This is a genomic window from Pelatocladus sp., from assembly GCF_059505505.1.
On record NZ_JCACKS010000129.1, the window covers coordinates 22,835 to 34,935 of the forward strand.

The 12,101-nt window shown below is 39.5% G+C and carries 10 protein-coding genes; all 10 read right to left on the bottom strand.

Annotated elements, in window-relative coordinates; genetic code table 11:
- Positions 1–383: 383 nt before the first annotated feature.
- Positions 384–1,412, bottom strand: coding sequence for a glycosyltransferase family 4 protein (locus AC5JMK_RS11475; protein ID WP_096676342.1), 1,029 nt, complete (start codon positions 1,410–1,412; stop codon positions 384–386).
- Between the two features lie 402 nt (positions 1,413–1,814).
- Complete coding sequence (locus tag AC5JMK_RS11480; protein WP_096676341.1) at positions 1,815–2,999, bottom strand: glycosyltransferase family 4 protein; 1,185 nt, start codon at positions 2,997–2,999, stop codon at positions 1,815–1,817.
- A 3-nt stretch (positions 3,000–3,002) separates the two neighbouring features.
- Entirely contained in the window at positions 3,003–4,145 is a 1,143-nt protein-coding gene (locus tag AC5JMK_RS11485) for a glycosyltransferase family 1 protein (RefSeq protein ID WP_495910121.1), read from the bottom strand.
- Positions 4,146–4,173: 28 nt separating this feature from the next.
- Positions 4,174–5,058: a glycosyltransferase family 2 protein gene (locus AC5JMK_RS11490; protein WP_495910122.1), complete on the bottom strand. Its 885-nt coding sequence runs from the start codon at positions 5,056–5,058 to the stop codon at positions 4,174–4,176.
- A gap of 56 nt (positions 5,059–5,114) precedes the next feature.
- Positions 5,115–6,002, bottom strand: coding sequence for a hypothetical protein (locus tag AC5JMK_RS11495; RefSeq protein ID WP_495910123.1), 888 nt, complete (start codon positions 6,000–6,002; stop codon positions 5,115–5,117).
- Positions 6,003–6,170: 168 nt separating this feature from the next.
- Positions 6,171–7,814 carry a glycosyltransferase gene (locus AC5JMK_RS11500; protein ID WP_096676339.1) on the bottom strand — a complete coding sequence of 548 codons (1,644 nt, stop codon included), beginning with the start codon at positions 7,812–7,814 and terminating at the stop codon, positions 6,171–6,173.
- A gap of 87 nt (positions 7,815–7,901) precedes the next feature.
- Positions 7,902–8,261 carry a hypothetical protein gene (locus tag AC5JMK_RS11505; RefSeq protein ID WP_495910124.1) on the bottom strand — a complete coding sequence of 120 codons (360 nt, stop codon included), beginning with the start codon at positions 8,259–8,261 and terminating at the stop codon, positions 7,902–7,904.
- 572 nt (positions 8,262–8,833) lie between these two features.
- Positions 8,834–10,036, bottom strand: a complete 1,203-nt coding sequence (locus tag AC5JMK_RS11510; protein WP_495910125.1) for a DegT/DnrJ/EryC1/StrS family aminotransferase — start codon at positions 10,034–10,036, stop codon at positions 8,834–8,836.
- The gene (locus AC5JMK_RS11515; protein ID WP_096676336.1) at positions 10,029–11,003 is read right to left on the bottom strand and encodes an NAD-dependent epimerase/dehydratase family protein; all 975 of its coding nucleotides are present in this window, start codon (positions 11,001–11,003) and stop codon (positions 10,029–10,031) included. Before AC5JMK_RS11515 ends, AC5JMK_RS11510 begins: the two co-directional genes overlap by 8 nt.
- A gap of 71 nt (positions 11,004–11,074) precedes the next feature.
- Positions 11,075–12,037 carry a hypothetical protein gene (locus AC5JMK_RS11520; protein WP_096679005.1) on the bottom strand — a complete coding sequence of 321 codons (963 nt, stop codon included), beginning with the start codon at positions 12,035–12,037 and terminating at the stop codon, positions 11,075–11,077.
- Between the last annotated feature and the right edge of the window lie 64 nt (positions 12,038–12,101).

A 12,101-nucleotide genomic window follows, 5' to 3' on the forward strand; every position in this document is an offset into this window, starting at 1 on the left:
TAAAATGAAAAAAACAGCTTTAACCGCACTGCGCCAGTTGAGGTTAATAAGATAATTTATATAAAAAACAAGTATGGAAATAGCTATTATCAAAAATATAATATTCAATTTATATGCCTTTTATAGTTTATTCTGAGAGGATGTTTGAAAAGTCATGATTGATGTATCAAATATTTTTTACCCCACCCTAACCCTCCCCTTATAAAGGGGAGGGAACCGGATTTCTCTTGTTTCCCCCCTTTATAAGGGGGGATTAAGGGGGGTAATAATGTAATTAAAATTACAGCCAATCACTTTTCAAACAACCTCTTATGAAAAAATAATTAATTATAATACAGGCTAATTCTTTTTACATATAAAATAACCTAATTTCCTATATAAAATTATTTTACTAAAGAAGTTGGCTGAATAGCTTGCTCAAATACTTGTAAGTAGGCTTTTGCTACATCTGCCTGACGATGACGGCAGAGGTGCGACGCTGCTTTTTCTCGATATTGAAATAACTTGCTAGTATCAGTTAGTAAGTTACTCAGAACTTGAGTTAAGGCTTGAACATCACCATTAGGAAAAGTTACCCCACAAAAACCAATTGCTTCCTTTAAGCCTCCACCTTCTGAGCCTATAACAACACAACCACAGGCTATGCCTTCGAGTGCCACAACTCCAAACGGTTCTTGCCAACGAGATGGTACTACCAAAATTTGGTGAGCATTTAATAATTTAGCTAACTCATGTTCAACTTTCACGCCCACAAAATCAACCTGATGCAAAAGCTCTAAATCCTTAACTTGTTGACGTAATTTAGATTCTTCTGGTCCACTACCTATAATTGTCAATTTGGGAGTGATTCCTAGAGTTTTGAGATTAGCCAAAGCATCTAGTAACAAATCTGCTCCCTTGTCAGAGACTAATCGTCCTAAGAAGACAAGTTCTTTGTCACGAGGAATTTCTGGTATTTCGTAGAATATGTCTTCCCGATAAGGATTAGGAATAACTGTCGATGGGGTTGAGACATGATTAGCGACAGCCTGACTAACTGAAATACCAGTCGCAAAACGGATAGCAAAATGTTTTAAATAATCTTGCCAGCCTAAACTGTCATCTGTGCGAGTGTACCAACCATTGTGTGCTACGACCCAAGGTTTGGGACTAATAAGCAAGGGCCAAATTCCCTTGAGACTAATGTTAGGTTGGAAATAAATATCACACCAGTGAGTTAAGTTTAATAGTTGATTTGGGTGAGGTTGTCGAATAACTTCAAAAGGGAAAATTTTTGAATCTGTTGCGGGTGTTTGTGAGACTAGTTTGACTTCATGTCCTTGAGAAAAAAACTCGTGAGCTAGTATGGAGACAACTGTCTCTAGTCCACCTATACTTGGGTAAAATACAGGTGAATAAATAAGAATATTCATTGATGCTTAATTTTTTTATTAAATATTTGATAGCAAACTTGACCAAACAAGGCACTTATTAAAAAGTTATACCATTTCTATATGAAGACGCATAGAAAGAACCCCACCGCCTGCGGCACCTCCCCTTACCAAAGGGAGGTTGCGAGGGGTCAAAATAGTGTGCAGCTTCACAGAGAATTGGTATTAAAAGGAAAAAGAAAGAAAAAGTGCTGGTACTAAGCCCCGAAATTTATTTATGGAATGATTGAGAAAACATTTATTACTCTACGAGAAGCCGCTACGCGTCTATCAGACGCGGAGCGCCGAAGTTGCTATGTCCGTGATTATTTCCCCTCAATTTATTTATGGGGATTTTCTTTTTACTTTTTACTTTTATCTTTTTACTTTTTAATTACCATCTTTTCAAACAACCTCTAAAGCTTGCACTAGAGATTCTATATTTTGGTGAGGCGACCAAGTTTCCATGCGTTTAGCAGCAGCATTACTCATTTTTTTCAAATGCTCAGGATCGCTAAGAAGTGTTCGGAAAATTTCTGCTAAAGCATCTACGTCACCACAGGAATAAATAAGTCCTGTTTCACCATCTTGAACAAGATCATAGCGAGCACCGACGCGATCGCTCACTATTACAGGACAACCACAAAGCATCGCCTCATTTACAACAACACCAAAAGGTTCGTACTCTGATGGAAAGACGAACAAATCAGCAGAGCGATAAACTGAGGGTAAATGAGACTGATTAACAAAACCAAGGAATCTAACTCGCTCTGCTATTCCTAATGCTTCTGCTTCTGCTTCTAATTCTGAGCGCAATGGGCCTTCACCAGCAAATACTAGATAACTTTCTAAGACATTAGCTTTGGCAAATGCTCGTAAAGCGTCCTGCGGACGTTTCCACGGTTGGAGTTTAGCGCAGAAAAGGATAACAAGAGCATTCTCTGGAATCTTCCACTCCTGACGCACAAGATTTTTATTTACCTGCTTTGCCTGGGCTATCCACCATTCATTATTAACTACATAAGGCGTCAACTGTATGCGTTGTTCGGAAATCCCCAAGGAATTAATAAATTTTATACCTCCAGATGAGGGGACAATAACAGTATCTGCAAGACCAAAGATCCAAGGTAATAGTAACTTTTTCAGATGGACTTTCCAGCCAGAGCCATCTCTGGGACTTAACTCATGAGCATCTGTACCAAATAGTAGGGCAGTTCCACTAATTTTTGCTGCTGCTGCTACAATCCAAAAACTTGCATAGGCATAGCCTGTGTACGCAATTACAGCATCAAATTTACCACTGTGTATTTTGTTCCACAAATCTAAATTGATTAGTCCAAAAAAACTATGTAAGCCAGGTTTAGGAGATTGATTAGGGATTTGAATCCAGGGATAGCCATCCAAAAGTGGAATATCCCATTTTACTTCTATACCAAATTCAGAGTCTAAGCCTGCTTCTGCACCTTGTAAACTACAATAAGCTACTAGAATATCCAGCTTTGGATGCTGTGCCATTAACTGGAAAAGTGGGGCAGAATACTGAACAGGATGAGAAGCTATAATTAGTACTCTATACTTACGATTATTCATTTTTTACTCCTCATCAGAATTTGCCCCAAGGTAGTTAGCAAAAATCTGGGCTTGTGTAGATAAATTATGATTTTGATACCAAGCATAGGCATTGTCGGCAATTTCTTGCCCCAAGTCCAGGCACAGTTGTCTATCTTGATCACCAGTAGACCAATAATGCTTACCACCTTGGAGACCATCAATCGGTACTTTGCTGGAAGTAGTCATGCAAGGAATCAGTTTGTGAACACAATAAGCAGCAAAAATAGTTGATTTTGCTAAATGTGTTGGTGGGGGAACATTTAAAAAACCTGCAACAGAATCGAGCAGAATTTTGCTCACTTCTGCTGCTTCAACCACGCCCTTTTCCAGTATTGGAATACCATTAATTTCAAATAGTTCTAAACCAGTAGAAATGCCAATATCACATATTTCTGTAATTTTTAGAGTCTGGCAGATTTGCTCCAAAGCTTTGTGGCATTGCTGATAAACTTGTGATCTACTGTTACGATGTCCAAATACTACTAACCGTCGAGAACGTTTTGCTAGGGATGAGACAGACTCTGACTCTGGTTCACCAATATTGGAAAAAACGGGGACTGAAGTAATGGGGCCTTGTTTAATTCGTGCCAGTTTATAGAGAATTTCAGCATAACTTACTTTGCTAGTAAGGCTGCGATCGCTTAATTTAAGTAACCGAGCTGCTATATTTTGCTGTAGGGGAGATAACCAGAAAGCACTAGTCCAAGGTGAGCCAGAAGCATATACTTCATGGAACATAGTTACTAACTGCGAGTTGGTATGTTTAGCTTTCCAAAGCTCCAAGCCTTTAACCAACCACACCGGACAGCCTTTGTTGGCATAACCATAACCTACATAATGTAGTAAAATCGGGGCTGTGGAGGCTAAAATTGATTGATTACTGTCAGAAGATAATAGAGATAACAATGCTTCAGCAGAATCAATTTCCACTTTTTGGATAGAAAAATCTTCAATTGCAGTAGCTCCATTCCAGTGGCGATCGCCAACAATAAAGTGTGTTTCTATTTCATAATCTTTCCGCAACTGACGAGCTAAGTTCAGTGCATAATCTCCTAAGCCATTGATTGCTGGCGGTAATTGAGGAACTATTTGAATAATTTTTCTAGGCTGATTTTTTAGATTCACTTTTATAATAATTTTATTTTGTATATATTCAAATATTTACTGTTCTTGACTCAATAGCTCTTCCTAATACAGTTCCTCTAATGATTACTTTACAGTGCCAAACAGTCAAACCCATTCGAGAACGCATAGCAGCCAGTAAAATTCCTAAGCAAGCTAACATTGCTTGTCGGCGTTTATTATTATGCAAGGCTGCTTCCATTTGATTGTAATAAGCAGTAGCACGATACTCTCTACTTATTTTCTTCAACATATTTGAGTCAACCCAAGCAGGTGGTTGTTGTGACATGGAAAGAAGTTGATCGGCCAGAAGATGGGTAATTTGAGCTAGGTGACTATACCATAGATCTGCTGGCTTGCTCCCAATCATACTAGAGTCATGAATGCGGTAAAATGTCAAAGGCTCATCTAATTCAAAACCATGCCCTGCTGACTTGAGAGGATGAAAGAATATTTCATTTTGAACAGGTAGAAGAGATAGTGCAGCAGCACGATTAAGACACAAAGTACTTGTATTGCCACCTCCATAAACTGTAGAGTTTATCAATTGACCATCTGAATTGATAAAATACTTTGTATGTTCTATATATAAATAACCTTTTTGCATGAATGGGATGAGAGCTAATATTTTGTTATTGTCAAAATAGTCATCTGCATCTAACAAACAAACATAATCTCCAGATGATTCCAAAATAGCTTTATCTAAACTAGCTCCAAATCCTTGATTTTCCGAACGCAATACTCGAATGCTATCTTGATAATGCTGGCAAATTTCAGGGGTTTCATCAGTTGACCCATCATCTATAACTAAAATTTCAAGCTCGTAGTCACCTGGTTTTTGATTTAGGCAACTTTCAATAGCTTTAGCTAAGTAACGACCGTAGTTATAGCAAAGAATTGAACAAGTTATTTTCATAAAATGAATTTTATCAAGTGATCGTTTTCCTTAACACAACAAAAGAGAAGCAATATTTAAGTTTCGAGGTGCAATATCTGAGTTAGTCTCGCTCGATTTAATCGATAGGAATAATTCATTTTTCTTTGCAACTTATTCCAAAAAGTTTTGGGTTTGCGATTGTTGTCTGCAAAAAAATGATTTGTTATATTTTTAAGATTTTCCCAACCATACTTGTTAATACTCAAACCAACTTTTTGGGCAGCCATTCCCATTAAATAGCCATCTGAACTGGTATATCCTCTCAATTCTAAAGTTCTTGCAATAATATCCCACTGTTTTAAAAACTCAAGTTCTCTTCCGTCATCTCTGGTAATAATGTATAAAGATTCATGAATTAGCTTGGCTTTTTCCAATGGGATCTTTAATTTATTACCTAAATTTTTCATCAACTTCACGTCGGGAGCATACATCCACTCATGTGCATGTTGAAGTAAGTCATCAGTCATCGCAGTAATACCAGGTAGCCATTCGACTTGTTCTGGTACATTCGCTACTATTCTTGTATCTGCATCAATATGTATCGCACTACGGTACATTGATAATGCTTTTTCAACTACAAATCGCCGATCATTCCAACAGTGAGGAATTCCTTTTTGGTGATATTTAAATGCCAAAATATTTTGATAATCTTTGAAATCATCGGGTTCATCTGAGAAAATTATAAGATTTACTTTAGGAGCATATTTGTTTAAATCTTCTGCAAGGTTTTTAGCAAGAAGACGGTAAGGAGAACGAAGTGCTATGGTACAAAAGCAATAATCCATAAATAGAAATTTACTGAGTATAGTTTTAAGTTCAAACCCGCCTGCGATTTCAATCGCAGTCTCATTTGCATTGTCCCCAAAAAAATGGGCAGGCTTATAAACCCCTTTATTAATCAATGGGCCATGCGGAATATCCAAAGAAGCCTGCCCGTTTTTTCTACGTGGAAGACCCTCATAGCTAAAGTCTGCTTCAGCAGACTGTTTAATTTATTTGAGTCGTCTGAAGACGACTTGCACTATTAGCAAAGGGTTTAAACCTTTTGCTATATATTGAGAAACTGGGATGCTCCCCTTCTTCACCTCATATTATCCAAATACCATTTTTTTCAACTTTATATACATCCATTCAGGAAACAGCGTACTCAACCAACTAAAGCGAGTAAAACGACTAAATCCATACTTTCTGACAAATCTAATCCAGAGGTGTAATCGTTCATCAATGGGCATAATTCCAAAGCGAGTATGAAATAACCAATCTATATCAAAATTTTTATGTTCAAAGAAATAAGGGAAGAAAACATCTGGTTCGCCCAGAAACTGTTCATCAACTGAAACTGATGATAATGTTACTCTAGGAACATGAATCGCAAGAGAGTATAAATTTTCCAAAGCTTGCTGCCAATTTTCCCGGTGTATCTCGGCAATTTTTTTTCTGGTTGCTTCCCCGATAGATAACCGAAATGCTTCATCTTCAATTAGGTGAGATAGGACTGCTGTGTATTCCTCAATATCTTTTACACGCATTAGATTACCACTCAAACCAGGCATATCAGCGCCTAGAATACTGCATAAATCAGAATCAAATGGGTAACGACTGACTAATGGGATACCATAGCTTCCAGCTTCTAAAAGAGAAGTGTTGGAGATAAACGGGAAAGAATCAACATAAATGTCAGCAGCTTGGTAAAAGGTGGAGGTATCTTCACGCTCTTCTAAGACAATGATTCTTCCCTGGGCTTGTTGAATTGCTTGTGACCAATCTTCCCGCACTCCGGGACCAATAACAACTAATATAGCTTGTTTGTGTCGTTCTAGTAATGGAATATGCGCCTCGGCAAAGTTGACTCCGTCCATTGACCTATACTTAAGACTCCTGGCAATAGACAGTAGTAAAATATTGTTTTCATCTATACCAAGCTTATTCTTTGCTTCTATTCGAGTTAGGGTTCTATGAATAGGAGGCAAAATAATCGGAAGTATCACATTACGCTTGGCCTCTACGCCTCTACGTTCTTGTGAGAGATACATACCCGATTCACGAAGATTTGCAACAATATCGCTAATACTGACACCTAACCAAAAGAAGTGATCGGCATGATTCAACAGAATAATAGGAGGAGATTGTTCTTTATTGGCAAATGCAATAATTGGAATGACATCTTCGCATGAAGTGTGTAACACAACAAGATCTGCTGAGGCTGCAATTTGGCGTAGTTGTTTAGCCCTGGATACAAGATGACCAATGCTATCTCTGAGAGAATATATTTTACCTTGGCTGTTCGCAACAGCCTCCTTCATGATTTTGGGGACTTCTTTTTGATCCTGTCGCGTTAACACAAGAGAATGGGAACGATCTGCATCTTGCTGAATCCAGCGCCAAATCATTCTAGAATGTCCGCCAATCGAACCGACAACAGTAGCAACATGAAGTATATTTTTTGGATTTTTAGGCAATAAAATATTTTTATTTATAGAATTACTTTGTTGTATTGCTTTTTGTCCAATAGTGAGAAGGATATGCTCTAATTCGGTGCTGACGAAAATACCACAATGTTGATAAAGCGTATAGCAAGCTGCAATTTCTGCATAGACTGCTGCTGCATCGTACTGGTGTTTTTCCACCAAGTTTTTAGTTTGATCAATAAGGCTACGAAACACATCTATGCGGGGTTGAATTAGACGAGTGCCTTCTTCTTTCCACACGGAAAGTGTATCATTGACTGTTTCCATATAATTACTACAACTTTATGAAGCTTTTCAAGACAAAAAACGATCGCTCTCCAAGAAAAGCGATCGCACTATTCAAACCTTTAACTTCTATGATGACTCAATGGGGGCTATCTTCACTCGTCGTCGCCGTTCTTTACGTCTAGTCCCTCCTGCCATTTCATACTCGCTGCTATCTTTGCCAAACTTTGATGCAACGCCATTCATCATACGCTCTGAGAGACTTGATAGATTCTGCTCTGCCTCCAAAACTTCATGATACGCTTGATCAAGCTTAGATAATATGGTGTTGTAAACCTTAAGTTTTTCCCTAGTATTCTCAACAGAACTTGTAAATGCTTGCATGTTTAGACCATTACCCAAGTCTAATGCCTCATCAATAGACATGAAACCAGCAATCCGGCGGTCTGCTTTTTCCAAAATTGGTGAACTTCGCTTACGTCTGCTCATAAATTCGGCACTCTGTTGATCAAACGACACCTAAATTTTAAGAAATGGTTAGATCAGTTCATAACCGTAATCTTGGGGAAAAATTAGGAGCATTTTGCCGAGCATGTGAAATAAGTAAGTAAGTTCCGAAAAGATTAAAAGCAATTTTTGTTATGCATAAGCAAAAGCAACAAATGCTTATATTTTTCTAATATAATCTTGAATTTTTCTAATACAATCTTGAATTATAATAAAAAATACTTAAGTTTTACTGTAAATACTTAAGCAAGTATTATGAATAGTTTCTTATTTATAGAAAAGGTTCAAGCGATCGCTGCGATCATTTGAACCTTTTCTATGAATACTTATTTATGTTGAACATTCAAACTTGACCGAACAAGGCAAAAGTCACTTCCTAAGAAAAAGTGCTGGTACTAAGCCCCTAAATTTATTTATGGATCGATCAGGAAAACATTTATTACTCTTCCTTGAAGCCGCTTCGCGTCTACCAGACGCATAGCGCCGAAGTTGCTACGTCCGTGATTATTTCCCCTAAATTTATTTATGGGGATTATCTTTTTACTTTTTACTTTTTACTTCTTAAAAGCTGTTTTCAAAACCTCAACCACCCGATTCTGTTCTTCTTGAGTCATCTGATGAAACAGGGGTAAAATAATCGCACGCTCCTGAGCTTGTTCACTTTCAATTAAGCGTTGACAACTTCCTTGTTTGCAATCACAAGCATCGCCATCAATTCCACAAGACCAAGCTTCTATACTGTAAGCTAGTTCCCGATGGGCGCACATAATTCCCCGTCGGGTAGATACCCCAGCATCTAGCATAGTTTGCATGACTTGTACTTGGTCATATTTTTCTGACAACCTCACACAGAAACTTTGCCAGTTACTTTTTGCCCAAGCTGGTTCTGTCGGTAATTTCAATCCCGGCACATCTGCTAACATTTCCTGATACCGTTGTGCCAAATAACGCCGACGTTCGACAATTTCAGGTAGACGTTTGAGTTGTTCTCGTCCGACTGCTGCTTGGATATCAGTCATCCGGTAGTTGTAACCCAACATGGGATAAGACTCAAATATTACCTGTTTTGCACCGTGACGTACGGTGTCAGGAACGCTCATTCCGTGTTGTCGCCAGAGGCGAAATAGTTTATCCCATTCTGGATTATTTGTGGTTAGCATCCCGCCATCACCAGTGGTGATCACTTTGCGGGGGTGAAAGGAGAAACAAGCAATATCACCGTGTGGTTTACCGATTTTTTCCCACTTATCGTCCCAGAGAATTTCACTAGCGATCGCACAGGCTGCATCTTCAATTACTGGTAAATTGTGACGGCGGGCAATGTCCAAAATAGGTTTGAGATCGCAAGGCATCCCCATTTGGTGGACAATAAGAATAGTGCGAGTGCGATCACTAATCACATCTTCAATTAACATCGGGTTGATGTTGTATGTCTGTGGTTCAATATCCACAAACACGGGGATTGCCCCACAGTAGCGGATGCTGTTAGCGGTGGCAATATAGGAATGACTGACGGTAATCACTTCATCCCCAGGCTGCACTCCCACAGCTAACAATGCTAGATGTAACGCAGTTGTACAATTAGAAACAGCACAAGCCGATTTTGCCCCTACGTAAGCCGCAAAATCCTGCTCAAAAGCGGAGACTTCCGGACCCTGCGTCACCCACCCAGACATAATTGCACGCCTAGCTGCCTCTGCCTCTGCTTCTCCCATCCAGGGTTTGGCAATGGGAATACTTTGTATCTTTTCAGACATTGCTTGTTTCCTTAGTCTGCTTTTCAGAACGCCACCAATTCACCAACCGACGTAATCCCTCTTCTAAAGACACCTCTGCTGCAAAACCCAATAATTTCTGAGCTTTGCTCACATCTGCAAGTCGGCGCTGTACGGGATTGACTTTGCGTTCTGGCCCGTATTCCGCCTGCAAGTCCGACCCCATTACCTTAGCCAAGCTATAGGCGAGGTCATTCAAACTACTTTCTACACCACTAGCAACATTAAATACTTCGTCTGTAACCTCGGTTTTGGCAGCTAAAATATTGGCTCTGGCGATATCTTCAATATACACAAAGTCCATAGTCTGCTTACCATCACCAAAAATTAGTGGCGGTTTACCTGCGACGATCCGATCCATCCACCGGATTAGTACTTCGGTGTAAACACCATAAATATCCATACGCGGTCCATAGACGTTGAAGTAGCGCAGTGCTACATAGTCTAGACCGTACATTTCGTAGAAACTACGTAATAATCCCTCATTAAAGACCTTAGCTGCACCGTAAAGAGTGCCGTTATTATAAGGATGATGAGATTCAGTGGTGGGGAAATCCTCTGCCATGCCATAAATAGAAGCAGAAGAAGCGGCGACTACTTTTTTGACTTTAGCGTTGACTGCGGCTTCCAAAACGTTAAATGTGCCGTCAGCCAGTACTTCCAACGCCAAACGGGGTTCCTCAGCACATTGAGTAATGCGGATTGCTGCTTGGTGAAAGACATAATCTACACCTTGCATAACTTCCCCTAGAAGTTTTTGATCGCGAATATCGCCTTCAACAATCACCAAAGGACCATGTTCTTTTGTCCAAGCCAGGTTCGCCAGTCGTCCGCGCGTGAAGTTATCCAAAACAATAATTTCCGCAACTTCCTCTTTAACTAGCAAATCAGCAATATGTGAGCCAACTAAACCTGCGCCACCTGTAATTAATACACGACTATTTTGCATTTTCTTTTAGTTTAATTATTTCTCGTTCAAGAATATAAATGCTAGGAAAAAAAGAGACTCACCAAGTCGTACTAGACAGAGAACGCAAACTTCTCGAACGGAAATTCCCTGACTAGTCCCATCTTGCCGCTTTTCGTGTCCACCGTAAACAGGGCATTATTTTTTCCACCCTTATCAGTAGTAAGGGCATACAATTGACCAGAGGCAGAGAAGTTTAAGTCTTTAACATCGTTGATCTGAGGACTTCCTTCAAAGTTCAGTGGGGTGAGTCTTTGAATTTTGACTTTGCCCGTAACAACAGCTTTCTCCTGCAAGTTCATCGAGATTAAAATGGGGATTCCTTCTGAACTAGTCTCGGTTAAGAAAATATTTCCCTTCGGATCTTGGCAGAGGTTAGCAAATCGATGGTTAGGCGGCAATGGGGGTAGAGCCAGATCATCGCCAGAACGAATTTTACCGCTTGTAGAATCGATAATTTTGAACGCAAAAGGTGGGACACCCTCAGTTCCCACCAAGCACAAAAGTTGATCTTTGGGAAGGCTTAACAAGCTTTCAACAGTCTGATCGGCTGTCTCTAACTCTAGGACTTTCTTGGCTCTGAATTGAGGATTTCTAGCACCTCCGACAGTATAAATAAGATGATTGAAATAACCATTTCTCGTCTTAGAGACTGTAGAAATTACTAGATTTCCATCTCCAAGTGCTGTCAATTTCGTAATCCTGTCAGAGTCACCAGTAAAGAAGGCCCGAGATTTTTTCCGTACAGATGATGGATTGTCCACAGACTGAGCTGGCACATCGGTTCTAGAAACAAGCCTTTGTGTCTCCATATCAGCAGTGCTTAACTCCACTGAGGGAGTTTCATCTTCTCGATTTAGAGCATTGGATTTACTAGGAAGGTTTACTCCATAAAGAACCTCTTCACTCTTGCCGTTATTTTGAGCCAGCGCTTTACTAGAGATATCGGCAACAATAGTGGAAGTCAAACCAGCAGCGGCCAGTTGAGTAAATTGTCGGCGTTTTAATGGTGTCACTATGACATACTCCTTGTGAGATTCTTTATAGAACACGGGCGCTTTTAGGGACTTTTAGATAAAA

Excerpts from the sequence above, each read along its gene's own strand:
- AC5JMK_RS11480 (WP_096676341.1), bottom strand. The coding sequence starts at position 2,999 with ATGAATAATCGTAAGTATAGAGTACTAATTATAGCTTCTCATCCTGTT.
- AC5JMK_RS11510 (WP_495910125.1), bottom strand. The coding sequence starts at position 10,036 with ATGTCTGAAAAGATACAAAGTATTCCCATTGCCAAACCCTGGATGGGA.
- AC5JMK_RS11505 (WP_495910124.1), bottom strand. The coding sequence starts at position 8,261 with ATGAGCAGACGTAAGCGAAGTTCACCAATTTTGGAAAAAGCAGACCGC.
- AC5JMK_RS11515 (WP_096676336.1), bottom strand. The coding sequence starts at position 11,003 with ATGCAAAATAGTCGTGTATTAATTACAGGTGGCGCAGGTTTAGTTGGC.
- AC5JMK_RS11490 (WP_495910122.1), bottom strand. The coding sequence starts at position 5,058 with ATGAAAATAACTTGTTCAATTCTTTGCTATAACTACGGTCGTTACTTA.
- AC5JMK_RS11475 (WP_096676342.1), bottom strand. The coding sequence starts at position 1,412 with ATGAATATTCTTATTTATTCACCTGTATTTTACCCAAGTATAGGTGGA.
- AC5JMK_RS11500 (WP_096676339.1), bottom strand. The coding sequence starts at position 7,814 with ATGGAAACAGTCAATGATACACTTTCCGTGTGGAAAGAAGAAGGCACT.